The sequence below is a fragment of the Pseudomonas fluorescens group sp. genome, assembly GCF_020093335.1.
In the GTDB taxonomy this organism is placed as follows: Bacteria; Pseudomonadota; Gammaproteobacteria; order Pseudomonadales; family Pseudomonadaceae; genus Aquipseudomonas; species Aquipseudomonas petroselini.
Map to the genome: position 1 here is coordinate 40,022 of NZ_JAIOKW010000009.1, position 24,776 is coordinate 64,797.

General features: G+C 60.6%; 21 protein-coding genes. 12 read left to right on the top strand and 9 right to left on the bottom strand.

The features are described from left to right. Window positions 1-54 precede the first annotated feature (54 nt). The 3 genes from K7431_RS12500 to garD all read left to right on the top strand — a co-directional run bounded on the left by K7431_RS12500 (window position 55) and on the right by garD (window position 4,572). Entirely contained in the window at window positions 55-1,500 is a 1,446-nt protein-coding gene (locus tag K7431_RS12500; RefSeq protein ID WP_012722211.1) for an aldehyde dehydrogenase family protein, read from the top strand. Between the two features lie 142 nt (window positions 1,501-1,642). Beyond that, window positions 1,643-3,007 carry an MFS transporter gene (locus K7431_RS12505; RefSeq protein ID WP_012722212.1) on the top strand — a complete coding sequence of 455 codons (1,365 nt, stop codon included), beginning with the start codon at window positions 1,643-1,645 and terminating at the stop codon, window positions 3,005-3,007. Between the two features lie 11 nt (window positions 3,008-3,018). Then, window positions 3,019-4,572: a galactarate dehydratase gene (gene garD, locus K7431_RS12510; protein WP_043204782.1), complete on the top strand. Its 1,554-nt coding sequence runs from the start codon at window positions 3,019-3,021 to the stop codon at window positions 4,570-4,572. A gap of 15 nt (window positions 4,573-4,587) precedes the next feature. Here garD and K7431_RS12515 read toward each other — a convergent pair whose 3' ends face one another. Genes K7431_RS12515 through K7431_RS12525 form a run of 3 tightly spaced genes read right to left on the bottom strand, consistent with a single transcriptional unit; the run spans window position 4,588 to window position 6,777 of the window. Then, on the bottom strand, window positions 4,588-5,292 hold the full coding sequence (locus K7431_RS12515; RefSeq protein WP_012722214.1) for an HAD-IB family phosphatase: 705 nt from the start codon (window positions 5,290-5,292) through the stop codon (window positions 4,588-4,590). Then, window positions 5,289-6,152 (bottom strand): 1-acyl-sn-glycerol-3-phosphate acyltransferase, encoded by an 864-nt coding sequence (locus tag K7431_RS12520; RefSeq protein WP_012722215.1) that lies wholly within the window; start codon window positions 6,150-6,152, stop codon window positions 5,289-5,291. The genes K7431_RS12515 and K7431_RS12520 overlap by 4 nt, the downstream gene beginning before the upstream one ends. Before the next feature lie 25 nt (window positions 6,153-6,177). Beyond that, window positions 6,178-6,777, bottom strand: coding sequence for a GNAT family N-acetyltransferase (locus K7431_RS12525; RefSeq protein WP_012722216.1), 600 nt, complete (start codon window positions 6,775-6,777; stop codon window positions 6,178-6,180). Window positions 6,778-7,085: 308 nt separating this feature from the next. Here K7431_RS12525 and K7431_RS12530 point away from each other — a divergent pair, with 308 nt between their 5' ends. After that, complete coding sequence (locus tag K7431_RS12530) at window positions 7,086-8,027, top strand: AEC family transporter (protein WP_012722217.1); 942 nt, start codon at window positions 7,086-7,088, stop codon at window positions 8,025-8,027. A gap of 107 nt (window positions 8,028-8,134) precedes the next feature. Here the strand turns inward: K7431_RS12530 and K7431_RS12535 are convergent, their stop codons facing one another. The 6 genes from K7431_RS12535 to gatC all read right to left on the bottom strand — a co-directional run bounded on the left by K7431_RS12535 (window position 8,135) and on the right by gatC (window position 13,375). After that, on the bottom strand, window positions 8,135-8,518 hold the full coding sequence (locus tag K7431_RS12535; protein WP_012722218.1) for a carboxymuconolactone decarboxylase family protein: 384 nt from the start codon (window positions 8,516-8,518) through the stop codon (window positions 8,135-8,137). Next, window positions 8,515-9,561 (bottom strand): calcium/sodium antiporter, encoded by a 1,047-nt coding sequence (locus K7431_RS12540; protein WP_012722219.1) that lies wholly within the window; start codon window positions 9,559-9,561, stop codon window positions 8,515-8,517. Before K7431_RS12540 ends, K7431_RS12535 begins: the two co-directional genes overlap by 4 nt. A 58-nt stretch (window positions 9,562-9,619) precedes the next feature. Then, on the bottom strand, window positions 9,620-9,991 hold the full coding sequence (locus tag K7431_RS12545) for a septal ring lytic transglycosylase RlpA family protein (protein ID WP_012722220.1): 372 nt from the start codon (window positions 9,989-9,991) through the stop codon (window positions 9,620-9,622). A 172-nt stretch (window positions 9,992-10,163) separates the two neighbouring features. After that, complete coding sequence (gatB, locus tag K7431_RS12550; protein WP_012722221.1) at window positions 10,164-11,609, bottom strand: Asp-tRNA(Asn)/Glu-tRNA(Gln) amidotransferase subunit GatB; 1,446 nt, start codon at window positions 11,607-11,609, stop codon at window positions 10,164-10,166. A gap of 10 nt (window positions 11,610-11,619) precedes the next feature. Then, complete coding sequence (gatA, locus tag K7431_RS12555; protein ID WP_012722222.1) at window positions 11,620-13,071, bottom strand: Asp-tRNA(Asn)/Glu-tRNA(Gln) amidotransferase subunit GatA; 1,452 nt, start codon at window positions 13,069-13,071, stop codon at window positions 11,620-11,622. Between the two features lie 16 nt (window positions 13,072-13,087). Further along, entirely contained in the window at window positions 13,088-13,375 is a 288-nt protein-coding gene (gene gatC, locus K7431_RS12560) for an Asp-tRNA(Asn)/Glu-tRNA(Gln) amidotransferase subunit GatC (protein ID WP_012722223.1), read from the bottom strand. A 210-nt stretch (window positions 13,376-13,585) separates the two neighbouring features. Between gatC and mreB the strand changes: the two genes are divergently transcribed. From mreB to tldD, 8 genes are all read left to right on the top strand, one after another. Further along, window positions 13,586-14,623, top strand: a complete 1,038-nt coding sequence (gene mreB / locus K7431_RS12565) for a rod shape-determining protein MreB (RefSeq protein ID WP_002555108.1) — start codon at window positions 13,586-13,588, stop codon at window positions 14,621-14,623. 140 nt (window positions 14,624-14,763) lie between these two features. Further along, window positions 14,764-15,837, top strand: a complete 1,074-nt coding sequence (gene mreC / locus K7431_RS12570; protein WP_080567161.1) for a rod shape-determining protein MreC — start codon at window positions 14,764-14,766, stop codon at window positions 15,835-15,837. Next, window positions 15,837-16,325: a rod shape-determining protein MreD gene (mreD, locus tag K7431_RS12575; RefSeq protein ID WP_003171788.1), complete on the top strand. Its 489-nt coding sequence runs from the start codon at window positions 15,837-15,839 to the stop codon at window positions 16,323-16,325. The genes mreC and mreD overlap by 1 nt, the downstream gene beginning before the upstream one ends. 51 nt (window positions 16,326-16,376) lie before the next feature. Then, a complete protein-coding gene (locus K7431_RS12580) occupies window positions 16,377-16,973 on the top strand; it encodes a Maf family protein (RefSeq protein WP_012722225.1) in 597 nt (198 codons plus the stop codon). A 70-nt stretch (window positions 16,974-17,043) separates the two neighbouring features. Continuing rightward, entirely contained in the window at window positions 17,044-18,501 is a 1,458-nt protein-coding gene (gene rng / locus K7431_RS12585) for a ribonuclease G (protein ID WP_012722226.1), read from the top strand. Between the two features lie 76 nt (window positions 18,502-18,577). Further along, window positions 18,578-22,393, top strand: coding sequence for a YhdP family protein (locus tag K7431_RS12590; protein ID WP_012722227.1), 3,816 nt, complete (start codon window positions 18,578-18,580; stop codon window positions 22,391-22,393). A 48-nt stretch (window positions 22,394-22,441) separates the two neighbouring features. Beyond that, window positions 22,442-23,290, top strand: coding sequence for a carbon-nitrogen hydrolase family protein (locus tag K7431_RS12595; protein WP_012722228.1), 849 nt, complete (start codon window positions 22,442-22,444; stop codon window positions 23,288-23,290). Between the two features lie 16 nt (window positions 23,291-23,306). Next, entirely contained in the window at window positions 23,307-24,749 is a 1,443-nt protein-coding gene (gene tldD, locus K7431_RS12600) for a metalloprotease TldD (protein WP_012722229.1), read from the top strand. The last annotated feature ends 27 nt before the right edge of the window (window positions 24,750-24,776 follow it).

The following is a 24,776-nucleotide window of genomic DNA, read 5'->3' on the forward strand; positions in this document are numbered from 1 at the left end:
ATTATCCACAAGGCCGCTGAGCAATCAGCGGCCTTTTGCGTCAGGAGAAGATTCGTGTCTCAAGCTCAACGTTTTGATAACTACATCAATGGCCAGTGGGTGGCCGGCGCTGACTATTGCGTCAACCTCAACCCGTCGGAGTTGTCCGATGTCATTGGCGAATACGCCAAGGCTGACGTTGCTCAAGTCAACACCGCCATCGATGCTGCCCGCGCCGCGTTCCCGGCTTGGTCCACTTCCGGGATCCAGGCTCGCCACGATGCCTTGGATAAAGTCGGCAGCGAAATCCTCGCCCGCCGCGAAGAGCTCGGCACCCTGCTGGCCCGTGAAGAGGGCAAGACCCTGCCCGAAGCCATTGGCGAAGTGACCCGCGCCGGTAACATCTTCAAGTTCTTCGCCGGTGAGTGCCTGCGCCTGTCCGGTGACTACGTGCCATCGGTTCGCCCGGGCGTCAATGTCGAAGTCACCCGCGAGGCCCTGGGTGTGGTCGGTTTGATCACGCCGTGGAACTTCCCGATCGCCATCCCTGCGTGGAAAATCGCCCCGGCCCTGGCCTACGGCAACTGCGTGGTGATCAAGCCCGCCGAGCTGGTACCGGGCTGCGCCTGGGCGCTGGCAGAGATCATTTCCCGTGCCGGTTTCCCTGCCGGTGTATTCAACCTGGTAATGGGCAGCGGCCGTGTGGTCGGTGATGTGCTGGTCAACAGCCCGAAAGTCGATGGCATCAGCTTCACCGGTTCGGTGGGCGTCGGTCGCCAGATCGCCGTCAGCTGCGTGTCGCGCCAGGCCAAAGTGCAGTTGGAAATGGGCGGCAAGAACCCGCAGATCATTCTCGACGACGCCGACCTCAAGCAGGCCGTCGAGCTGTCCGTACAGAGCGCGTTCTACTCCACCGGCCAGCGTTGCACGGCGTCCAGTCGCCTGATCGTCACCGCCGGTATCCACGACCAGTTCGTCGCGGCCATGGCTGAGCGCATGAAGTCGATCAAGGTCGGTCACGCCCTCAAAAGCGGCACCGACATCGGTCCGGTGGTTTCCCAGGCCCAGTTGGACCAGGACCTCAAGTACATCGACATCGGCCAAAGCGAAGGTGCGCGGCTGGTCAGCGGTGGCGGCCTGGTGACCTGCGATACCGAAGGTTACTACCTGGCGCCGACGCTGTTTGCCGACAGCGAAGCCGCCATGCGCATCAGCCGTGAAGAGATCTTCGGCCCAGTGGCCAACGTAGTGCGCGTCGCGGACTACGAGGCGGCGCTGGCCATGGCCAATGACACCGAGTTCGGTTTGTCGGCGGGCATTGCCACGACGTCGCTGAAGTACGCCAACCACTTCAAGCGCCACTCCCAGGCCGGGATGGTGATGGTCAACCTGCCAACCGCCGGTGTGGACTATCACGTTCCGTTCGGTGGCCGTAAGGGTTCATCCTATGGTTCGCGTGAGCAAGGTCGCTATGCGCAAGAGTTCTACACCGTGGTGAAAACCAGCTACATCGGTTCGTAATTCGCAACACCTGTGGAACCCGCTTGTGTGGGAGCTGGCTTGTCTGCATCGCAAGCGAGCCAGCTCCCACATAAAGCGGTCCGCAGTAGCCATACACACAACAATTACCCGCAAAAAAAATAATTAGTGGGAGTACTTCTAGATGCAAGCGACCAAGCCGACCCACGTCCGCTATTTGATCCTGCTCATGCTGTTCCTGGTGACCACGATCAACTACGCCGACCGGGCCACCATCGCCATCGCGGGCTCCAGCCTGCAAAAAGACCTCGGCATCGACGCGGTCACCCTCGGTTATATCTTCTCCGCATTCGGTTGGGCCTACGTGGCCGGGCAAATCCCCGGCGGCTGGCTGCTCGACCGCTTCGGTTCGAAAAAAGTCTATGCCCTGAGCATTTTCACCTGGTCGCTGTTCACCGTGCTGCAAGGCTATGTCGGTGAGTTCGGTGTCTCCACTGCGGTTGTCGCGCTGTTTATGCTGCGTTTCATGGTGGGCCTGGCTGAAGCGCCATCCTTCCCAGGTAACGCACGCATTGTGGCCGCCTGGTTCCCGACGGCCGAGCGCGGTACGGCATCGGCTATCTTCAACTCGGCGCAGTACTTCGCCACGGTGCTGTTTGCACCGCTGATGGGATGGATCGTCTACCGCTTCGGCTGGCAGCACGTGTTTATCGTGATGGGCGTGATCGGCATCGTGTTCTCGCTGATCTGGCTGAAAGTGATCCACAGCCCACGCCAGCACCCGATGATCAACGAAGCCGAGCTCAACCACATCGCCGCCAATGGCGCGATGGTTGATATGGACCAGGATAAGGGCAAGGGTAAGAAAACCGACGGTCCGAAATGGGATTACATCCGCCAGTTACTGACCAACCGCATGATGCTCGGCGTGTACCTGGGCCAGTATTGCATCAATGGCATCACCTACTTCTTCCTGACCTGGTTCCCGGTGTACCTGGTGCAGGACCGTGGCATGACCATCCTCAAGGCCGGTTTCATCGCCTCGTTGCCGGCGATCTGCGGCTTCATCGGCGGCGTGCTGGGTGGGGTGATTTCCGATTACCTGCTGCGCAAGGGCCATTCGCTGACGTTCGCCCGCAAGGCGCCGATCATCGCCGGCTTGCTGGTCTCCAGCAGCATCATTGCGTGTAACTATGTCGATGTTGAGTGGATGGTCGTGGGCTTCATGGCCTTGGCTTTCTTCGGCAAAGGCGTTGGCGCACTGGGCTGGGCGGTGGTGTCTGACACGTCGCCGAAACAAATCGCCGGTCTCAGTGGCGGCTTGTTTAACACCTTCGGTAACCTGGCCTCGATCACTACGCCGATTGTCATCGGCTACATCATCAGCACCACCGGTTCGTTCAAATGGGCCCTGGTGTTCGTCGGCGCCAACGCGCTGGTGGCAGTGTTCAGCTACCTGGTCATCGTTGGCCCGATCAAGCGTGTAGTACTCAAAGAGCCGCCAGCCAAGGGCCCTGAGTTGAACAACCTAACCGAAGCGCATTCCTGAGGGGCCGTGTGATGCAGTTGATTGAACATGCCGACTCGCCGCGCTCGATTCGTTTGCACGAGCGCGACAACGTGGTGATCGTGGTCAATGACCAGGGCGTACCGGCCGGGACGGAGTTCCCGGACGGCCTGGTGACCGTGGATTTCATCCCCCAGAGCCACAAGGTGACCCTGGAAGATATCCCCGAAGGCGGTCAGATTATTCGCTACGGCCAGACCATTGGTTACGCCTTGGCGCCGATTCCGCGCGGCAGTTGGGTCCAGGAAGATCAACTGCGCATGCCGACCGCGCCACCGCTGGACAGCTTGCCGCTGTCCACCGAGGTGCCTGAAACCCAGGCGCCGCTGGAAGGGTTTACGTTCGAGGGTTACCGCAATGCCGACGGCACCGTGGGCACGCGCAATATCCTCGGCATCACCACCACGGTGCAATGCGTTACCGGTGTGCTGGACCACGCGGTCAAGCGCATCAAGGACGAATTGCTGCCCAAATACCCCCACGTCGATGACGTGGTGGCGCTGACCCACAGCTACGGCTGTGGGGTGGCGATTACGGCGACGGATGCCTACATCCCGATCCGTACCGTGCGTAACCTGGCGCGCAACCCGAACCTGGGCGGCGAAGCCTTGGTGATCAGCCTGGGCTGCGAGAAATTGCAGGCCGGGCAGGTGATGCACGACAACGACAGCTCCGTCGACCTGAGCGAGCCGTGGTTGTACCGGTTGCAGGATTCCAGCCACGGGTTTACCGAAATGATCGAGCAGATCATGGCGCTGGCCGAGGTTCGCTTGAAGAAGCTCGACCAGCGCCGCCGGGAAACCGTGCCGGCGTCGGAGCTGATCCTGGGCATGCAGTGCGGCGGCAGTGATGCGTTTTCCGGCATCACCGCCAACCCGGCGCTGGGTTATGCCTCGGATTTGCTGCTACGGGCCGGGGCGACGGTGATGTTTTCCGAAGTGACTGAAGTCCGCGATGCCATTTACCTGCTGACTTCGCGTGCAGAGACGAAGGAAGTTGCCGAGGAGCTGGTACGGGAAATGGACTGGTACGACCGTTACCTGGCCAAGGGCGAGGCGGATCGCAGCGCCAACACCACGCCAGGCAACAAGAAAGGCGGGTTGTCGAATATTGTCGAGAAGTCCCTGGGCTCCATCGTCAAATCCGGCAGCAGCGCGATCAACGGCGTGCTGGGGCCGGGCGAGCGGTTCAAGGGCAAGGGCCTGATCTTTTGCGCCACGCCGGCCAGCGACTTTGTGTGCGGCACCTTGCAACTGGCAGCGGGGATGAACCTGCACGTGTTCACCACTGGGCGTGGCACGCCTTATGGGTTGGCCATGGCGCCGGTAGTGAAGGTCTCGACCCGTACAGAGTTGGCGCAGCGCTGGCCGGACCTCATCGATATCGACGCCGGGCGCATTGCCACCGGGCGCGCGACCATCGAAGAGTTGGGCTGGGAGTTGTTCCACTTCTACCTGGATGTGGCCAGCGGCAAGAAGCAAACGTGGGCGGAGCATCACAAGTTGCATAACGACATTACGTTGTTCAACCCGGCGCCGATCACCTAGGTCTTCTTGCTGGAATCAAGGCAGTGCCCTCATCAAGGCCTGGAGATGGGGGTAAACCTGTTTCGGGCTGTCAGCCCGGAGGATATGCCCGGACATCTCGGGCATAGGCTGCGTCGTGTAGTAGTCGGCGCAGACAAAGCCGTCAACCCAGCCATCGGCATACACCTGATGGTCGGAGCCAGCGTCTCCGACCATCAGGACGCTTCCCTGGAGCCGGCCGTTCTTGCGCCATTGCCGAACAATCTTGCTCTTGCCCCTGCTGGGGTTTATCAGTGGCGACGGTCGCGGGCACACGGCGCGTGATCCGGCCCAGAAAAGACGGTTGGCTTTAACGTCCTGTGCGTTGATATTCAGTGAGTGAGCAATGGGGGCAATCCACTCTGTGTATCCGCCGGAAAGGATATGCACTTGTGTACCTTCTTGCTGCAGGTTGTGCAGCGTTTGCACAAGCGCTGGGTCGAGGTTGCCAATGATCGCTTGGGTATAACGATGAACGTGATGCTTGCGCACGCACGCCAGGGTCTTCATCAAGTACAGCAATTCCCGGATATTGGCTTGGCCTGACAAGGCTTTGGGCACAATCAGTTTGAGTTGTTCCAGCGTTACCTGAGCGTTCGGGCTGTCGGCAATTGCCGATTTGACGATCTCAAGCGTGCTTTCGTGGTTCACCAAGGTCTGGTCGAAGTCGAAAATGACATGCGTTGCAGGGGGCGCTTTCATCGGCGTGCCTGCGCATCTATCTGGCGATAGCGGTGCTTATCCTCTCGGGTCCAGTGGGTCGCGGCAATTCCCAAGTGCTGGGCGATGCGTGCTTGTATCTGGTCGGCAAACGCTTGCCCGCTCTGATGCTCCTCGCGTTCCAGGCGTTCCAGATAGGTCATTTCGCAGACCATCCAGGGCATCATCAGCAAGCGTAGGAAACTCGCCAGGGCGGAGGCATGAAGCGGGCTTGCGACCAGGCCGAACGGAAGAATCAGGCGCCCGGCCAGTGGCACGACGGGTAACTGGCGGCTCAACAGCCCAGCCCGAAAGCGATACAAACCGTGGCCATTGTTAATGGTCGCTTCGGGGGTCGTGTAGAGAGCGGTCCCTTGGGGGTTGGTTCGCATCTTTTGCAGATTGCGGGAGAAGGTCTTCTTATCGGCACCGTTCCAGAAGTGCCCGCCCGAGCATTTGATCAGCAGCAAAGCCATGAGGGCGACAACCCGGTTGTAGCCGCTGGACGCCACCAGCGTTGCTCCAGGCATCGCCAGGATTGCAAATGGATCAATCACGCTGACGTGGTTGGCGGCCACCACACAACCGCTGGTGAGCGTTGAGATTTGTCGCGGTGACAGGGCGCACTTGATGCGAATGCCCAGTATCCAGAGAAGGCCTCGATACAGGATTCGCTTGGCGCCTACTGGAAGCGGCCAGGCGATCAGGCTCACCGCGATCATCGAGACCAGGCGCACACACGCCAGCACACAGCCGAAGGGCAGGTAAAGTTGCCGTAGAACGCTGGGGAACGCCCAGGTTTTCCGAGTGCACAGGCCTGCTATAGAGTGAAGGGGGTCGAGTGGCGGCACTTTGTTGTTCATGGTGGCTTACTCAGCAGTGTTTTTTTCAAGCCAGCTTTTTCTGCTCGGCAGTTTTCATTCGGCGTGAGAACCGATTGATTCGCTCCAGGTTGGCAGGGCTTATTTCTTTGAAGCGTTCACACGTAAGGTCGATCTTTGTGTGAGGGCCAAAGGCGGTTTCCATCACCTCTCCTGTGAGCTCCGGCATGTGCAAGAATGCTTTGTTCATTTCCAGCGCACGGTGATGGTTGACGTTGGTCAGTGTGTAAATGCGGTCAAAACCCACGTGCAAAAACCCGTACTCAAGTGCCAGGTGGATGGCAATAAAGGGGTAGGGTGTGCCCCAGTATTTTTTGAGGAAACGATTGCCAAAGTTAATGCCATGCTCTTTTTTCGAGAATCCGGCATAACCAATAAAGGGGCCGTCCAGGCCAATGCTTACAGCCCAGCGCGACCAGTTCTGCTCGGCAATTTCTTTTTTGAACGTTGATATTTCGTTTATGGCAGCGGCCCTGTCTCGCGTGCTGCCGGCCGAAATGAACTTCATTGCCTCGGGGTCGCTGAGCAGTTCGGTATAACCCTCAACGTCCTGATCATCCCAACTTCTGATATACACGTTGTGTAAATGGTTGAAGGATTTACGCATGAGCCCCTCTCGCGCCTCGAAATAATAGTGGTTTGCTGCTGAGTTGTGATTTCGTTACAGAGGGATTTTCAGGGGCGGCAATTATGAAGAAGAGGTGTGGAGTCCCATTTATGCGTAGGAGTCTGTGTAGCGTTGTGTGCGAGGAATACGTGATGGGTGAGATCCCGTGGTTATTTCATACGAAATAGGCACAGTTCCGAGTTCAAGTTTTTTTAGTTTGTATTGATGTGTCGAAATGAAGCGCGAGCAACCAGCGCGACTGCTTTATAATCGCAACCCCTGATAACAGGACTTAAGGCTGATACAGCATGCTCGCCATTTTCCTTGCGACGCTCACCATCACCGCGCCGGTGTTTGCCATGCTGTTTCTCGGTGTGTTGCTCAAGCGCCTCAACTGGATCAACGACAACTTTATCCACACCGCCTCGTCCCTGGTGTTCAATGTCACCATGCCGGCGTTGCTGTTCCTCGGCATCCTGCATGCCGACCTGCATTCGGCGCTCAAACCGGGTTTGCTGATCTACTTTGCCGTCGCCACGCTGCTCAGCTTTGCCTTGGCCTGGGGCTGGGCGATTTTCCGTTGCAAACGTGAAGACCGTGGCATCTATACCCAGGGCGCGTTTCGCGGCAATAACGGCGTGATCGGCCTGGCACTCGCGGCCAGTATGTACGGCGACTACGGTATCTCTCTCGGCGCGATCCTCGCCGCACTGGTGATCCTGTTCTACAACACGTTGTCCACCATCGTGCTGGCGGTCTACAGCCCAGTCATCAAGTCCGACCCGTGGAGCATCTTCAAAAGTGTGGTGGCCAACCCGCTGATCATCAGCGTGATTGTGGCCGCCCCGTTCGCCTATTTTCAGATCGGCTTGCCGGGTTGGCTGGAAAAATCCTTGGGGTACCTGGCAGACACCACGTTGCCGTTGGCGCTGATCTGCATTGGTGGCACCTTGTCGTTGGCCGCATTGCGCAAGAGCGGCAACATGGCCTTGAGCGCGAGCCTGATGAAAATGGTCTGGCTCCCGGTGGTCGCCACCCTGGGCGCCTGGCTGCTGGGGTTCCGAGGGCCGGAGTTGGGGATTCTGTTCCTGTATTTCGGCGCGCCGACGGCCGCTGCGAGCTTTGTCATGGCCAGGGCGGCCGAGGGCAATCATGAGCTGGCGGCGGCGATTATTGTGATCACCACCCTGATGGCGGCAGTGACCACGAATATCGGGATCTTTGTGTTGCAGGCGGGTGGTTGGATCTGAACGCTCGGGTGCCTGTGAGGGCCAATCGGGGGCAAGCCCCCTCCCACATGTGGATGGGTGAACACATTCATTGTGGGAGGGGCTTGCCCTCGATCGCTATCTGACCGTCACTGCTGATCTGCCTGATACGCCTCGATCACTTCCTGCGCCGCACGAAACGCATCAATCGCCGCCGGCACTCCGGCGTACACCGCGCAATGCAGCAGCGCTTCGCGGATCTCTTCCACGCTGCAACCATTGTTCAGCGCGCCGCGCACATGGCCCTTGAGTTCCTGCGGGCACTTCAGCGCGGTCAGGGCGGCGAGGGTGATCAGGCTGCGGGTTTTCAGCGACAACCCCTCGCGGTTCCACACACTGCCCCAGGCGTGCTCGTTGACGAAGTCCTGCAGCGGCTGGGTGAACTCGGTGGCATTGCCCAAGGCACGGTCGACGAATACATCCCCCATGACCTGGCGACGCATTTCAACCCCGGGCTTTTTTTGATCGGTCATTGCGATTCCCTCTTGTGTTGGCGGCGCCAGGCTCGCAGCGTGCTGAACAACAGAAACGCCACCAGCACTGGCAGGACGTAATACAGCATCAGTTGTTCAAGCTTGTTGGCCAGGGGCATGCCGGTGGTGAACGTCATTACATGCAGCCCGTACGCCAGGTACAGGCCCAGCAGCACAAGGCCTTCGGCACGGGTCACGCGGTAACCGGTGTAGAACACCGGCAGGCACAGCACCACCACGCCGAGCATCACCGGCAGGTCAAAGTCCAAGGCATTCGGCGAAACCGACAGCGGCGAGGGCGCGAGCAAGGCGGTCAGCCCCAATACGCCGAGCAGGTTGAACAGGTTGCTGCCGATCACGTTGCCCACGGCAATTTCCCGCTCGCCGCGCAGGGCGGCAATCAGCGAGGTGGCCAGGCACGGCAGCGAGGTGCCGACACCGATCAGCGTCAGGCCGATGATGCGTTCCGACAGGCCCAGGTCGCTCGCCACGTCCACGGCAGCGCCGAGCAACAGATGCCCGGCCAGCACCAGAATCAGCAGCCCGCCGAGCATCAACAGCACGCTGCTCAGCCATGGCGCCCTGGCCACGGTGTCCAGCGTGCGTGGGCGTCGGGAGTGGCGCGTCTGGTAATGCAGCACGCCGAGGTAGGCGATCAGGGCCACGAGCAACAGCAGGCCGTCGACGGGTGTGAGCTCTTCATTGGCTGCCAGGGTAAACACCAGCAGGCCGGCCAGGATCATCACCGGGATATCCAGGCGTACCAGTTGCCGGGAGACCCGCAGCGGAATGATCAGCGCCGACAGGCCCAGGGTTACAAGGATGTTGAAGATGCTGCTGCCGATCACGCTGCCCACGGCGATATCCGTATTGCCGGCCAGGGTGGCCTGCAGGCTCACGGTCATCTGTGGCGCGCTGCTGCCGAAGGCGACGATGGTCAGGCCAATGATCAACGGCCGCACCTTGAGGCTCGCGGCCAGGCGTACGGCGGCCCGCACCAGGATTTCGGCGCCGACGATCAGCAGCAGGAGGCCGCTGACCAATTCCAGAAGGCTCCAGGGGGAGAGGGCGGTTAGTCCGAAAATGGCCGGGCCTCCATCGTCAGTTGCTCAAGGCTTGTACGCGCACGCGTGCGGTGCCGCTGCTGATCATACCCAGCTGCTCGGCGGCCTTGCGTGAAAGATCAATCAAGCGCCCACGGGTATGCGGGCCGCGATCGTTGATGCGCACAACCACGGATCTGTCGTTGTCGAGGTTGGTGACCTTGACCTGGGTGCCGAAGGGCAATCGCCGATGGGCGGCGGTCAAGGCGTTCTGGTTGAAAGGTTCACCGCTGGCAGTCTTGTTGCCATGGTGTTTGGCGCCGTAATAGGAGGCGGTGCCGGTTTCGTCGTAACCGTTGGGGTTGATGACGCCGCTGGCGCAGCCGGCCAGCAGGGAGGACAGGATCATCAGGCCGAGTAGGCGCTTCATTCAAGGTATCCCCATATCAAAGGTGGAAGGGGCTTACGTGGGAGGGGGCTTGCCCCCGATAGCGGTGTATCAGCCAAGCATTCGTCAGCTGACACTCTGCAATCGGGGGGCAAGCCCCCTCCCACCTTGGTCCGAGCCGAGCATGAGATCTCAGTCGGCCCCTTCATCGCTATCAGCCTTCAAGCTTGCTTTTCAGCAGCTCGTTCACCTGTTGCGGGTTAGCCTTGCCTTTGGAGGCTTTCATCGCCTGACCCACAAAGAAGCCGAACATCTTGCCGCGCTTGGCTTCGTCTGCCGCACGGTATTGCTTGACCTGCTCGGCATTGGCCGCGAGCATTTCATCCAGCACGGCCGAGATGGCGCCGCTGTCGGTGACTTGCTTGAGGCCACGCTTCTCGATGATCTCGTCGGCACTGCCTTCACCGCTGGCCATGGCTTCGAACACGGTCTTGGCAATTTTGCCGGAGATGGTGTTGTCCTTGATGCGCAGCAGCATGCCGCCCAGTTGCTCGGCGGTGACGGGGGCTTCGTCGATTTCCAGGCCCTGTTTGTTCAGCAGGCTGCCCAGCTCGACCATCACCCAGTTGGCCGCCAACTTGGCGTCACCGGCGATGCTCACGACTTTTTCGAAGTAGTCGGCTTGTTCGCGGCTGGAAGCCAGCACGCTCGCATCGTAGACCGACAGGCCGAACTGCGCCTGGAAGCGTTCGCGTTTTTGCGGCGGCAATTCCGGCAGAGTAGCGCGGATGTCATTGAGGAACGAATCCTCGATCACCACCGGCAACAGGTCCGGGTCGGGGAAGTAACGGTAGTCGTTGGCTTCCTCTTTGCTGCGCATGGCGCGGGTTTCGTCTTTGTTCGGGTCGTACAGGCGGGTTTGCTGGATCACTTTGCCGCCGTCCTCGATCAGTTCGATCTGGCGACGCACTTCGGTGTTGATCGCCTTCTCGATGAAACGGAACGAGTTGACGTTCTTGATCTCGCAGCGAGTGCCGTACTCGGCCTGGCCTTTGGGGCGTACCGACACGTTGCAGTCGCAGCGCAGCGAGCCTTCGGCCATGTTGCCGTCGCAGATGCCCAGGTAACGCACCAGCGCGTGGATGGTCTTGACGTAGGCCACGGCTTCCTTGGCGCTGCGCATGTCCGGTTCGGAAACGATCTCCAGCAGCGGTGTGCCGGCGCGGTTCAGGTCGATGCCGGTGGCGCCGTTGAATTCTTCATGCAGGCTTTTGCCGGCGTCTTCTTCCAAATGTGCGCGGGTTACGCCGACGCGCTTGATGGTGCCGTCTTCCAGTGGGATGTCCAGGTAGCCCTTGCCGACGATCGGCAATTCCATCTGGCTGATCTGGTAGCCCTTGGGCAGGTCCGGGTAGAAGTAGTTCTTGCGCGCGAACACGTTGTGCTGGCCGATCTCGGCGTCAATCGCCAGGCCGAACATCACCGCCATGCGCACCGCTTCCTGGTTCAGCACCGGCAGCACGCCGGGCATGCCCAGGTCTACCAGGCTCGCCTGGGTGTTGGGCTCGGAGCCGAACGTGGTGGCGCTACCGGAGAAAATCTTCGATTGGGTGGCGAGCTGGGTATGAATCTCCAGCCCGATCACAACTTCCCATTGCATAGTGTTCTCCTCAGAAGCCGGTAGGGGTGCGAGTGTGCCAGTCGGTGTTCAACTGGTACTGGTGCGCCACATTGAGCAGGCGGCCTTCCTGGAAATACGGGGCGAGCAATTGCACGCCGACCGGCAGGCCATCGACGAAACCGGCGGGCATGGACAAGCCCGGCAGGCCCGCGAGGTTGGCGGTGATGGTGTAGAGGTCTTCCAGGTACTCGGCAATCGGGTCGCCGGTCTTGGCGCCGATCTTCCAGGCCGGGTTCGGCGTGGTCGGGCCGAGGATCACGTCGACTTCTTCAAAGGCCGCCATGAAGTCGTTCTTGATCAGGCGACGGATTTTCTGCGCCTTGAGGTAGTACGCGTCGTAGTAGCCCGCCGACAGGGCGTAGGCCCCGACCATGATCCGGCGTTGTACTTCGGCGCCGAAGCCTTCGCCACGGGAGCGTTTGTACAGGTCGGTGAGGTCTTTCGGGTTTTCGCAGCGGTAGCCGAAGCGCACGCCGTCGAAACGCGACAGGTTGGAAGAGGCTTCCGCTGGCGCGATCACATAGTAGGCAGGAATCGCGTGCTGGTTGTTCGGCAGGCTGATTTCCTTGATCACTGCACCGAGGCCTTCCAGCGTCTTGACGCTGTTGTGCACCAGCTCGGCGATACGCGGGTCGAGACCGGCGCTGAAGTATTCCTTCGGCACGCCGATGCGCAGGCCCTTGATCGAGGTGTTCAGGCTGGCGCTGTAGTCCGGCACGGGCTCATCGATGCTGGTGGAGTCCTGTTTATCGAACCCGGCCATACCTTGTAACAAAATTGCGCAGTCTTCAGCAGTGCGGGCCAGGGGGCCGCCCTGATCCAGGCTGGAGGCGTAGGCGATCATGCCCCAGCGGGAAACGCGACCGTAGGTCGGCTTCAACCCGGTAAGGTTGGTGAACGCCGCCGGCTGGCGGATCGAACCGCCCGTGTCGGTGGCCGTGGCAGCCGGCAGGAAACGCGCGGCAACGGCGGCGGCCGAACCACCGGACGAACCACCGGGCACGTGGTCGAGGTTCCACGGGTTTTTCACCGCGCCGTAGTAGCTCGACTCGTTGGCCGAACCCATGGCGAACTCGTCCATGTTGGTCTTGCCCAGGGTCACAGCCCCGGCGGCAGCCAGCTTGGACACCACGGTGGCGTCGTAGGGGGCCTTGAAGTTGTCGAGCATCTTCGAGCCGCAACTGGTGCGAATGCCCTGGGTGCAGAACAGGTCCTTGTGGGCGATAGGGGCGCCCAGCAGTGCGCCCTGTTCACCGTTGGCGCGACGTGCGTCGGCAGCCTTGGCCTGGCTCAAGGCCAGCTCTTCGGTGAGGCTGATGAAGCTGTTGACCTTCGGATCGTGCTCGGCGATACGCGCCAGCAGGGTCTTGGTCAGCTCTTCGGAAGAAAACTTTTTGTCGGCGAGACCGCGGGCGATCTCGGCCAGAGTCATGTGATGCATTGCAGGCTCTTTCCCTTTAGTCGATGACTTTCGGAACCAGGTACAGGCCGTTTTCGACCGCTGGCGCGATGGACTGGTAGGCCTCGCGATTATTACTTTCGGTCACGACGTCTGCGCGCAGGCGCTGGCTGGCTTCCAGCGGGTGAGCCAGGGGCTCGATGCCGTCGGTATTCACGGCCTGCATTTGGTCGACCAGCCCGAGAATACTGTTCAGGGCTGCGGTGGTCTGTGGAAGATCGTCTTCATTCAGGCCAAGCGAGGCCAAATGCGCGATTTTTTCCACATCGGAGCGTTCAAGCGTCATGGGAATCTCCAGTGGAAAACAGAACGGAGGCTGTCCGTGTGTTAGATTGTCGGAACACTACCGCATTTCTACGGTCTTACGGCCGCGATTGTGGGGGTTGGTGCACAGAAAGTCGGCCAATTTAGCACATTGGCGCCTTGCCCAAAATCCCTGTCGTTGTTAGAGTTTGCCGCACTTTTTTACCCACGCGTTGCCTAGGGTCCCTTTCCCATGTTCAAGAAACTGCGTGGCATGTTTTCCAGCGATCTTTCCATTGACCTGGGCACTGCCAACACCCTTATTTACGTGCGCGAGCGCGGTATCGTCCTGAATGAGCCATCGGTTGTGGCCATTCGGACCCATGGTAATCAGAAAAGTGTCGTTGCCGTCGGCACCGAGGCCAAGCGCATGCTCGGCCGTACACCAGGCAATATTGCTGCCATTCGTCCGATGAAAGACGGCGTGATCGCCGACTTCAGTGTCTGCGAGAAGATGCTGCAGTACTTCATCAACAAGGTTCACGAAAACAGTTTCCTGCAGCCCAGCCCTCGTGTGCTGATCTGCGTTCCATGCAAATCCACCCAGGTTGAGCGTCGTGCCATCCGTGAATCGGCCCTTGGTGCCGGTGCTCGCGAAGTGTTCCTGATCGAAGAGCCGATGGCTGCTGCGATCGGTGCCGGCCTGCCGGTAGAAGAAGCCCGCGGTTCGATGGTGGTGGATATCGGTGGTGGTACCACTGAAATCGCCCTGATTTCCCTGAACGGTGTGGTGTATGCCGAATCCGTACGCGTAGGCGGCGACCGTTTCGACGAAGCGATCATCACTTATGTGCGTCGTAACTACGGCAGCCTGATCGGCGAATCCACCGCCGAGCGCATCAAGCAGGAAATCGGTACCGCTTATCCGGGCGGCGAAGTGCGCGAAGTCGATGTTCGCGGTCGCAACCTGGCCGAAGGCGTTCCACGTGCCTTCACCCTGAACTCCAATGAAGTGCTGGAAGCTCTGCAAGAGTCCCTGGCTACTATCGTTCAGGCCGTGAAGAGCGCCCTGGAGCAATCGCCGCCGGAACTGGCTTCCGATATCGCCGAGCGTGGGCTGGTGCTGACCGGTGGTGGCGCCTTGCTGCGCGACCTCGACAAGCTGCTGGCCCAGGAAACCGGCTTGCCGGTGATCGTCGCCGAAGACCCGCTGACCTGCGTCGCCCGTGGCGGTGGCCGTGCACTGGAAATGATGGATAAACACACCATGGACCTGCTTTCCAGCGAATAAGCATTTGCTGATTAGCCCATGTTTCGCCCGCAGGCAGCACTTTGCAGTGCTGCCTGTTGGCGTTTATCTTCTTCAATCTGCATCCAGGCCGGTTAGATGCCGTATGAATAAAGAGAACATTTGCCTGGGAGGAGCGGCTTATTAAACCGCTTTTCGCCAAAGGCCCCTCATTGGGCGTACGCCTGTTGGTGCTGGTCGTGCTTTCGGTCGCGCTGATGGTGGTCGATGCCCGCTTTGCACTGCTCAAGCCCGTGCGTAGCCAGATGTCGCTGGTGTTGATGCAGACTTACTGGATCACCGACCTGCCACAACGTCTCTACCAGGGCGTGGCCAGCCAATTCGGCAGCCGCACCGAGCTGGTCGCCGAGAACGAAAAACTCAAGACCGAAAACCTGCTGTTGCAGGGGCGCATGCAAAAGCTCGCGGCCCTCACCGAGCAGAACGTTCGGCTGCGCGAGTTGCTCAATTCCTCCGCACTGGTCAACGAAAAGGTCGAAGTGGCCGAGTTGATCGGCATGGACCCCAACCCCTTCACCCATCGCATTATCATCAACAAGGGTGAGCGCGACGGTGTGGTCCTTGGCCAGCCAGTGCTCGATGCCCGTGGCCTGATGGGCCAGGTGGTTGAGCTGATGCCCTACACCTCACGGGTGTTGCTGCTGACGGACACCACCCACAGCATTCCGGTGCAGGTGAACCGCAACGGCCTGCGTGCGATCGCCAGCGGCACCGGTAACCCTGAACGGCTGGAGTTGCGCCATGTGGCCGATACTGCCGACATCAAGGAAGGCGACTTGTTGGTCAGTTCCGGCCTGGGTCAGCGTTTCCCGGCGGGTTACCCGGTGGCGACCGTCAAGGAAGTGATCCACGATTCCGGCCAGCCGTTCGCCATTGTGCGTGCCGTGCCTACCGCCGCCTTGAACCGCAGCCGCTACCTGCTGCTGGTGTTCAGTGACAACCGCACCCCGGAAGAGCGCGCCAACGACGCCGCCCAGGCCCAGGAGGCGGAAGACAAACAAAACGGTACAGCGCCGATCGTTCCCACAACCGTGCCGAAACCGGCATTCGTGGGGCCGCCCGCGCCTGTCGCTGCTCCGGCAGCGCCGGTGGTCACCCCGGTCAAACCGGCAGCCCACAGCGCACGCCCGGTTAAACCGGCAACGACTAAGCCACCGGCCACCACGCCGACCACCACGCGGCAGAGGGAGGAATAATGGCCGGTACTCATTCGCGCAATGGCTGGATCGTCTGGCTGACCTTCGCCATTGGCTTGCTGCTCAGCGTTTCGCCGCTGCCGCAGTTCATGGAAATCCTGCGCCCGCTCTGGCTGGCTTTGCTGCTGGCCTTCTGGTCGCTGAACCTGCCGCACAAAGTGGGTATGGTCACGGCGATGTTCCTGGGCTTGGCCGAGGATGTGCTCTATGGCACCTTGCTGGGCCAGAACGCGTTGATCCTGACCCTGATCACCTTCCTGGTGCTGTCGTTGCAGCAGCGCCTGCGCATGTTCCCGATGTGGCAGCAGTGCCTGGTGATCCTGGTGATCTTCGGCCTGGCACAGCTTGTTCAACTGTGGCTCAGCGCCTTGACTGGCAATCGCCAGCCAACCCTGGCGCTGGTGCTGCCGGCCCTGGTCAGTGCCTTGCTGTGGCCGTGGATCAGTTTCGGTCTGCGCGGGCTGCGTCGTCGTTATAAAATCAATTGAATGGATTGCGAGGCTCTGCCTGGTTATCGAACCCTACAGGGAGAGTCTGCAATGAATTCGCTTTACTTGGCCTCGGGCTCTCCGAGGCGGCGTGAACTGCTGACCCAGATCGGTGTGCCCTTCACCGTGGTCAGCGCCGCCATTGATGAAACGCCTCTTACAAACGAAACCCCTGTTTCCTACGTCGAGCGCCTTGCGCGCGGCAAGGCAACGGCGGGTTTTGCTGCGCTTGAGCACACAACAGGCGCCTGCGTGCTGGGCGCCGATACCGCCGTGATTGTCGATGGCAAGATCCTTGGCAAACCGGTGGATCAGGCCGATGCCCTGGCCATGTTGACGGCCTTGGCGGGACGCGAACATGAAGTCCTTACCGCCATCGCGCTCACTGACGGCCAGCGCTGCGAAGCGCGCTGTGTCAGCAGTCGAGTGCTTTTCCGTGGGATTTCCGTCGAGGAGGCTACAACCTACTGGCACAGTGGCGAACCCCATGACAAAGCGGGCGGCTATGCTATCCAAGGCCTGGGTTCGGTGTTTGTCGCCGGGCTCAATGGCAGTTATTCCGCTGTGGTAGGCCTGCCGGTGTGTGAAACCGCGCAACTGCTCGATCAATTCGGCATACCCTGTTGGCAAAACATCACCGCGCGCTGAACGCCGTACGCCAGCGCCCAGCCTTAAGCGATCGGTCACTATTGTGAAAACGCCTGAACGAGACCCAGCCATGAGTGAAGAGATTCTGATCAATATCACGCCGATGGAATCGCGCGTGGCGGTGGTAGAGAACGGTGTTCTGCAAGAAGTGCACGTGGAGCGCACCCAGAAGCGCGGAATTGTCGGCAATATCTACAAAGGCAAGGTGGTGCGCGTATTGCCGGGCATGCAAGCGGCATTCGTCGACATCGGCCTGGACCGCGCGGCGTTTATCCATGCTTCGGAAATTTCCCTGCGCGAAGGCCCTGCGGTAGAAAGCATCAGCGCCCTGGTGCATGAAGGGCAAAGCCTGGTGGTACAAGTCACCAAGGACCCCATCGGCTCAAAGGGCGCACGCCTGACCACTCAGCTGTCGATTCCTTCGCGGTACCTAGTTTATATGCCGCGCACTGCCCATGTCGGCATTTCCCTGAAGATCGAAGACGAAGCCGAGCGCGAACGCCTGAAGAAAGTGGTCAGCGACTGCGTGGCGGCCGAAGGCATCAAGGAGGCGGGCGGTTTTATCCTGCGTACCGCCGCCGAAGGTGCCGGTGCCGATGAGATCCTGATGGACATCCGCTACCTGCGACGCCTGTGGGACCAGATCGATGCCCAGATCAAGACCATCAGTGCGCCAAGCGTTATTTATGAAGACCTGGGCCTGGCCCTGCGCACGCTGCGCGATTTGGTCAGCCCCAAGATTGAGAAAATTCGCATCGACTCGCGGGAAACTTTTCAGCGCACCACGCAGTTTGTTGCCGAGCTGATGCCGGAAATTGCCGACCGCCTGGAACATTACCCTGGCGAGCGACCGATCTTCGACCTGTATGGCGTCGAAGACGAAATCCAGAAGGCCCTTGAGCGCAAAGTGCCGCTCAAATCCGGCGGCTACTTGGTGGTCGACCCGGCGGAGGCCATGACCACCATTGACGTCAACACCGGTGCGTTTGTCGGCCATCGCAACCTTGAAGAGACCATCTTCAAGACCAACCTCGAAGCGGCGACCGCGATTGCCCGCCAGCTGCGCCTGCGTAACCTGGGCGGCATCATCATCATCGACTTCATTGACATGGAAGACGAAGAGCACCAGCGCCAAGTGTTGCGTACCCTCGAAAAGCAGCTGGAACGCGATCACGCCAAGACCAATATCATCGGCATCACCGAGCTGGGCCTGGTGCAGATGACCCGCAAGCGCACCCGCGAAAGTCTCGAGCAAGTGCTGTGCGAGCCGTGCAGCAGTTGCCAGGGGCGCGGTAAGTTGAAGACCCCGGAAACGGTTTGCTACGAGATTTTCCGGGAAATCTTACGAGAGGCACGTGCCTACCAGGCCGAAGGTTATAGAGTGCTCGCCAACCAGAAAGTGGTCGACCGGTTGCTGGACGAAGAGTCCGGTAACGTGGCCGAACTGGAGGGGTTTATCGGGCGCACCATTCGTTTCCAGGTTGAAACCATGTATTCACAGGAACAATACGACGTGGTGCTGCTCTGATCCTCATTCGTTTACTTTTCAAGAGACCGGCCGACCTTGATCTGCCGTCCGACTACCGCCTTGAGGGTCGCCTGACATGGAGCGTCTGATACGCTTTTTTGCCGCTTTGACCCGTTGGGGCCTGGGCCTCTGCGCGTTGCTGCTGGTATTGGCGGCGGTGTACGTGAGCCTCGGTCGTGAGTTGACCCCGCTGGTGGCCGAGTACCGTGCCGAAGTCGAGGTCAAGGCCCAGGCTGCGGTGCAGATGCCTTTGCACATCGGCAGCCTCGAAGGCCGCTGGAGCGGCTTCGCGCCGGTATTGCTGGCCCATGATGTGATGGTGGGCGAGGGCAGCAGTGCCTTGCGCCTGGACCAGGTCGAAGTGGTGCCGGATATCTGGGCCAGCCTGATGGCCCGCGAAGTCCGCATTGCGCATCTGCAGGTCAGTGGCCTGCAACTCAGCGTCAAGGAAGACAAGGACGGGCATTGGGCACTGCAAGGCCTGCCGGTGCAGGACGACCAGCCGCTGGACCCGGAGCAGTTGCTCAAGCGCATGCAAGTGGTCAAGCGCGTGTCCCTGCTCGACAGCCAGGTGACGTTGCAACCGTTTGACCATGCACCGGTGACCCTTACCTATGTCGGCCTGAGCCTGCACACCGGCGCCACCCGCCAACGCCTGGACGCGCGCCTGACCCTGCCCGACGGCCAGCCCCTTGCCGTCAGCCTGCGCACCCGTATTCGCGCCAGCCAGTGGAAGGAGGGTGAAGTCCAGGCCTACCTGAGCCTGCCGCAAAGCGATTGGGCCAAGTGGATTCCGGCCAAGCTGACCCAACAGTGGAAACTCACCCAATTCAAGGCCGGCGGCGAATTCTGGCTGAACTGGGCCAAGGGCACCGTGCAGAGCGCGGTGGTGCGCCTCAACTCGCCGCAGGTGAAGGGCAGCTACGCCGACCGTAAGCCTGTCCATATCGAAAATCTCGCGCTCACCGCTTACCTGCAACGCAGTGACACCGGCCTCAAGGTGCTGTTCGACTCGCTGGCGATGAACCTAGGGGAGACCCGCTGGGAATCTCGCCTGCAAGTGCAACAGCGCCTGGCCACCGACAAGGAGCAGGAAGTCTGGAAGCTCCAGGCTGACCGCCTGGACCTGACGCCGATCACACCACTGCTCAACGCCCTGGCGCCGCTGCCGGAAGGTTTTGCCAAGACGATCCAGCACCTCAAGGCCACAGGCCTGCTACGCAATGTGCTGGTGGATTTTCGGCCTCAAGACACTACCGATCAAAAAGTCAGCTTCGCCGCTAACCTCGAGCGCATCGGTTTTGATGCCTACTTCGGCGCGCCGGCTGCGCGTAACGTGTCCGGCAGCATCAGCGGCGACCTGGGCCATGGCGAGTTGCGCATGGACAGCAAGGACTTTTCCCTGCACCTCGATCCGATCTTTGCCAAGCCCTGGCAGTACATCCAGGCGAATGCGCGCCTGACGTGGAAACTGGACAAAGAGGGGTTCACCCTGATTGCGCCGTATATCAAGGTGCTGGGGGAAGAGGGCAAGATCGCCGCCGATTTCCTGATTCGCCTGCATTTTGATCACAACCAGGAAGACTACATGGACCTGCGGGTCGGCATGGTCGATGGCGATGGGCGCTTCACGCCCAAATACCTGCCGGCGGTGTTGAGTCCTGCGCTGGATGAGTGGCTACGCACCGCGATCCTCAAGGGCGCAGTGGATGAAGGCTTCTTCCAGTATCAAGGTTCGTTGAACCACGATGCGCTGCCGGCCTCGCGCAATATCAGCCTGTTCTTCAAGGTGCATGATGCCGAACTGGCCTTCCAGCCGGGCTGGCCTCATGTCAGCAAGGTCAAGGGCGAGGTGTTCGTCGAGGAAAGTGGTGTGCGTATCCTGGCCAGCAAGGGCCAGTTGCTCGACACCAAGGTCAAGGACATCTACGTCAATATTCCCCACGCACCTGAAGGCAAAGACAGCCATCTGCTGCTCACGGGTGGGTTTGCCGGTGGCTTGGGCGATGGTCTGAAAATCCTCCAGGACGCGCCGATCGGCACGGCATCGACGTTTGCCGGCTGGAAAGGTGAGGGCGACTTGCAAGGCAGCCTTGACCTGGACATTCCGCTGGCCAAGGGCGCAGAGCCGAAAATCGTGGTGGACTTCAAAACGGATAAGGCGCGCCTGCAACTGGCTGAGCCCACCTTGGACCTGACCCAGCTCAAGGGCGACTTCCGTTTCGACAGCGCCAAGGGCCTCAGTGGCCAGAACATCACAGCCCAGGCGTTCGACCGGCCAATCACCGCGCAGATCTTTGCCGACGGCAAACCGGGCAACATCAGCACACGCGTGGTTGCCAAGGGCCAGGTGACGGTCAAGCGGCTGACGGATTGGCTGAAAATTACCCAGCCGTTACCGGTGTCCGGCGATATTCCGTACCAGTTGCAACTGACTCTGGACGGCGCCGACAGCCAGTTGATGGTCAGCTCCAACCTCAAGGGCGTGGCAGTGGACTTGCCGGCGCCGTTCGGCATGCCGGCCAGCCAAGGGCGTGACAGTGTGTTCCGCATGACGTTACAAGGGGCCGAGCGCCGTTATTGGTTCGATTACGGCGAGTTGGCCAACTTTACCTTTGCTGCGCCGCCGGACAAATTCAATGACGGTCGCGGTGAGCTGTTCCTCGGTGATGGCGACGCCGTGCTACCGGGTGCCAAGGGATTGCGCATTCGCGGTGTGTTGTCGGAGCTCGATATCGATCCCTGGAAGAAACTGGTGGAGCGCTATGCCGGCAACGATCCGGGCGGCAGCGCCAAGCAATTGCTCAGCGGCGCCGACTTCAAGGTAGGCAAGCTGACTGGGCTTGGCACCCAGTTCGATCAGGTCACTTTGCAACTGGACCGCAAACCTGCGGCGTGGGGTTTGCAACTCGACAGCCAGCAGGCCAAGGGTACGGTTAACGTGCCCGACGCCAAAGGCGCGCCGATTGCGATCAACCTGCAATACGTGAAGCTGCCGGCGGTGGACCCAACGGTGCAAGCGGACGAAAACGCGCCGGACCCCTTGGCGAGTATCGATCCCAAGGATATTCCCGCGCTGGATATCGCCATCGACCAGTTGTTCCAAGGCCCGGACCTGATAGGTGCGTGGTCGCTGAAAATTCGCCCGACGGCCAAGGGCCTGGCCTTCAACAACCTGGATCTGGGCCTCAAAGGCATGCAGCTCAAGGGCGCCGGTGGTTGGGAAGGTGCGGCGGGTGACAGCAGCAGTTGGTACAAGGGCCGCTTGGACGGCAAGAACATTGGCGATGTGCTCAAGGGCTGGGGTTATGCGCCCACCGTCACCAGCCAGGATTTCCATCTGGATGTGGACGGACGTTGGCCCGGTTCGCCGGCCTATGTGGGGCCCAAGCGTTTCTCCGGCAGCCTGGATGCGGCATTCCGCAACGGCCAGTTTGTGGAAGTGGAAGGCGGCGCCCAGGCCCTGCGGGTATTCGGCCTGCTGAACTTCAACTCCATCGGGCGCCGGCTGCGCCTGGACTTCTCGGACTTGCTCGGCAAAGGCTTGAGTTATGACCGGGTAAAAGGCTTGTTGGCGGCCAGTAACGGTGTGTTCGTGACCCGTGAGCCGATCACCATGACCGGGCCTTCCACTAATCTGGAACTGAATGGCACCCTGGACCTGGTGGCTGACCGGGTTGATGCCAAGTTGCTGGTAACGCTGCCGGTGACCAACAACCTGCCGATCGCGGCGTTGATCGTTGGCGCGCCCGCGATTGGCGGTGCGTTGTTCCTGATCGACAAGTTGATTGGTGATCGGGTTTCCCGCTTCGCCAGCGTGCAATACAAAGTGGAAGGGCCATGGAAGGACCCGAAAATCACCTTCGACAAGCCATTTGAAAAGCCAAACTGAGAGCCTGTGGAGTAGCATGGCCGTACGCCCCTTACGGAGAGTCGGCCCATGTCCTTTGCGGTAATTCAAATGGTCAGCCAGAGCGATGTGCTGGCCAACCTGGCCCAGGCCCGTCGCTTGCTGGAGCAGGCTGCGGCAGGCGGTGCAAAGCTGGCGGTGCTGCCGGAAAACTTCGCTGCCATGGGCCGCCGCGACGTGGCGGATATCGGTCGCGCCGAGGCGCTGGGCGAAGGCCCGATCCTGCCATGGTTGAAACAGACCGCCCGCGACCTCACCTTATGGATAGTGGCGGGGACTTTGCCGCTGCCGCCGAAGGATCAACCGCACGCCAAGTCCAACGCTTGCTCGCTGCTGGTCGACGATCAGGGCGAAATCGTTGCCCGTTACGACAAGCTGCACCTGTTCGATGTGGATGTCGCCGATGCTCGCGGTCGTTATCGCGAATCCGACGACTATGCTTTCGGGGGCAATGTGGTGGTGGCGGATACGCCCGTCGGTCGCTTGGGCCTGACGGTGTGTTACGACTTGCGCTTCCCCGAGCTGTACAGCGAATTGCGCGCGGCGGGGGCCGAATTGATTACTGCGCCGTCGGCGTTTACGGCAGTGACCGGCGCGGCGCACTGGGATGTGCTAATTCGCGCCCGTGCCATCGAGACCCAGTGCTACCTGCTGGCGGCCGCCCAAGGTGGCGTGCATCCTGGGCCACGGGAAACCTATGGCCATGCAGCGATTGTCGACCCCTGGGGACGCGTGCTGGCACAACAGGATCAAGGCGAAGCGGTGCTGCTGGCCGAACGCGATAGCAGTGAACAGGCGTCGATAAGGGCGCGCATGCCGGTGGTCAACCATCGGCGCTTTTTCTCGCAGGGCGCACAGCGACCTGCTTCGGAACGATGAATTTAAGGCCCTACCTATGAGCGAGTTGTTGTCCTCAGTCAGTGAACACCTCCTGGCACCCGGTGGCGTGACCATCGAAAGTTTGCAAACCGTGCTGGGCGATCTCGCCGGGCCCGGCATCGACGCGGCCGACCTGTATTTCCAGGGCCAGATCTCCGAGTCCTGGGCCCTTGAAGACGGGATCGTCAAGGAAGGCAGCTTCAACTTGGATCAAGGGGTGGGTGTCCGTGCGCAATCCGGTGAAAAAACCGGTTTTGCCTACAGTAACGCAATCACCCTGGAAGCCTTGGGCCTGGCGGCGCGTGCCGCGCGTTCGATCTCCCGTGCCGGGCAAAATGGCACGGTGCAGGCATTCAGCACCCAGGACGTGGCGCAGTTGTACGCGCCGGATAATCCCCTGGAAGTGATCAGCCGTGCGGAAAAGGTCGAGTTGCTCAAGCGTATCGACGCCGCCACCCGTGCCCTTGACCCGCGTATCCAGCAAGTCACCGTCAGCATGGCGGGTGTGTGGGAACGAATCCTGGTGGCGTCCACCGATGGTGGCCTGGCGGCCGATGTGCGGCCGTTGGTGCGTTTCAATGTCAGTGTGATCGTCGAACAGAACGGTCGCCGCGAACGCGGTGGGCATGGCGGCGGCGGGCGTACCGACTACCGTTATTTCCTCACCGACGACCGTGCCATGGGCTACGCCCGTGAAGCGTTGCGCCAAGCATTGGTCAATCTGGAAGCCATTCCGGCGCCGGCCGGTACCTTGCCGGTGGTGCTGGGTTCGGGCTGGTCCGGCGTGCTGCTGCACGAGGCCGTCGGCCATGGCCTGGAAGGTGACTTCAACCGCAAGGGCAGTTCGGCCTACAGCGGGCGCATGGGCGAGATGGTTGCGTCCAAGCTCTGCACGATCGTGGATGACGGCACCCTGGCCGGGCGCCGTGGTTCGCTGAGCGTCGATGACGAGGGCACGCCGACCGAGTGCACCACCTTGATCGAGAACGGTGTGCTCAAGGGCTACATGCAAGACAAACTCAACGCCCGCCTGATGGGCGTGGCACGCACCGGTAACGGTCGTCGTGAATCTTACGCGCACCTGCCGATGCCACGCATGACCAACACCTACATGCTCGGTGGCGAAAGCGATCCTGCGGAAATCATCGCCTCGGTGAAACGCGGCATCTACTGCGCCAACCTCGGTGGCGGCCAGGTGGATATCACCAGCGGCAAGTTCGTGTTTTCCACCAGCGAGGCGTACCTGATCGAAGACGGCAAGATTACCGCGCCGGTCAAGGGCGCAACGTTGATCGGTAATGGTCCGGAAGCCATGAGCAAGGTGTCGATGGTGGGTAACGACCTGTCGCTGGACAGCGGCGTGGGTACGTGCGGGAAAGATGGGCAGTCGGTGCCGGTGGGTGTCGGCCAGCCAACGCTGAAGATTGATGCGATCACCGTGGGTGGCACGGGGTCGTAAGCGGTGGAGCTTCGGGTGGCGAAGACC

Bases quoted from the DNA above. Each gene is read 5' to 3' on its own strand.
- K7431_RS12515 (WP_012722214.1), bottom strand. From the start codon at position 5,292: ATGAAAGCGCCCCCTGCAACGCATGTCATTTTCGACTTCGACCAGACC.
- tldD (WP_012722229.1), top strand. From the start codon at position 23,307: ATGAGCGAGTTGTTGTCCTCAGTCAGTGAACACCTCCTGGCACCCGGT.
- garD (WP_043204782.1), top strand. From the start codon at position 3,019: ATGCAGTTGATTGAACATGCCGACTCGCCGCGCTCGATTCGTTTGCAC.
- rng (WP_012722226.1), top strand. From the start codon at position 17,044: ATGAGTGAAGAGATTCTGATCAATATCACGCCGATGGAATCGCGCGTG.
- K7431_RS12520 (WP_012722215.1), bottom strand. From the start codon at position 6,152: ATGAACAACAAAGTGCCGCCACTCGACCCCCTTCACTCTATAGCAGGC.
- K7431_RS12525 (WP_012722216.1), bottom strand. From the start codon at position 6,777: ATGCGTAAATCCTTCAACCATTTACACAACGTGTATATCAGAAGTTGG.
- gatA (WP_012722222.1), bottom strand. From the start codon at position 13,071: ATGCATCACATGACTCTGGCCGAGATCGCCCGCGGTCTCGCCGACAAA.
- gatC (WP_012722223.1), bottom strand. From the start codon at position 13,375: ATGACGCTTGAACGCTCCGATGTGGAAAAAATCGCGCATTTGGCCTCG.
- K7431_RS12545 (WP_012722220.1), bottom strand. From the start codon at position 9,991: ATGAAGCGCCTACTCGGCCTGATGATCCTGTCCTCCCTGCTGGCCGGC.
- K7431_RS12530 (WP_012722217.1), top strand. From the start codon at position 7,086: ATGCTCGCCATTTTCCTTGCGACGCTCACCATCACCGCGCCGGTGTTT.
- gatB (WP_012722221.1), bottom strand. From the start codon at position 11,609: ATGCAATGGGAAGTTGTGATCGGGCTGGAGATTCATACCCAGCTCGCC.
- K7431_RS12590 (WP_012722227.1), top strand. From the start codon at position 18,578: ATGGAGCGTCTGATACGCTTTTTTGCCGCTTTGACCCGTTGGGGCCTG.
- K7431_RS12595 (WP_012722228.1), top strand. From the start codon at position 22,442: ATGTCCTTTGCGGTAATTCAAATGGTCAGCCAGAGCGATGTGCTGGCC.
- K7431_RS12580 (WP_012722225.1), top strand. From the start codon at position 16,377: ATGAATTCGCTTTACTTGGCCTCGGGCTCTCCGAGGCGGCGTGAACTG.
- mreD (WP_003171788.1), top strand. From the start codon at position 15,837: ATGGCCGGTACTCATTCGCGCAATGGCTGGATCGTCTGGCTGACCTTC.
- mreB (WP_002555108.1), top strand. From the start codon at position 13,586: ATGTTCAAGAAACTGCGTGGCATGTTTTCCAGCGATCTTTCCATTGAC.
- K7431_RS12535 (WP_012722218.1), bottom strand. From the start codon at position 8,518: ATGACCGATCAAAAAAAGCCCGGGGTTGAAATGCGTCGCCAGGTCATG.
- K7431_RS12505 (WP_012722212.1), top strand. From the start codon at position 1,643: ATGCAAGCGACCAAGCCGACCCACGTCCGCTATTTGATCCTGCTCATG.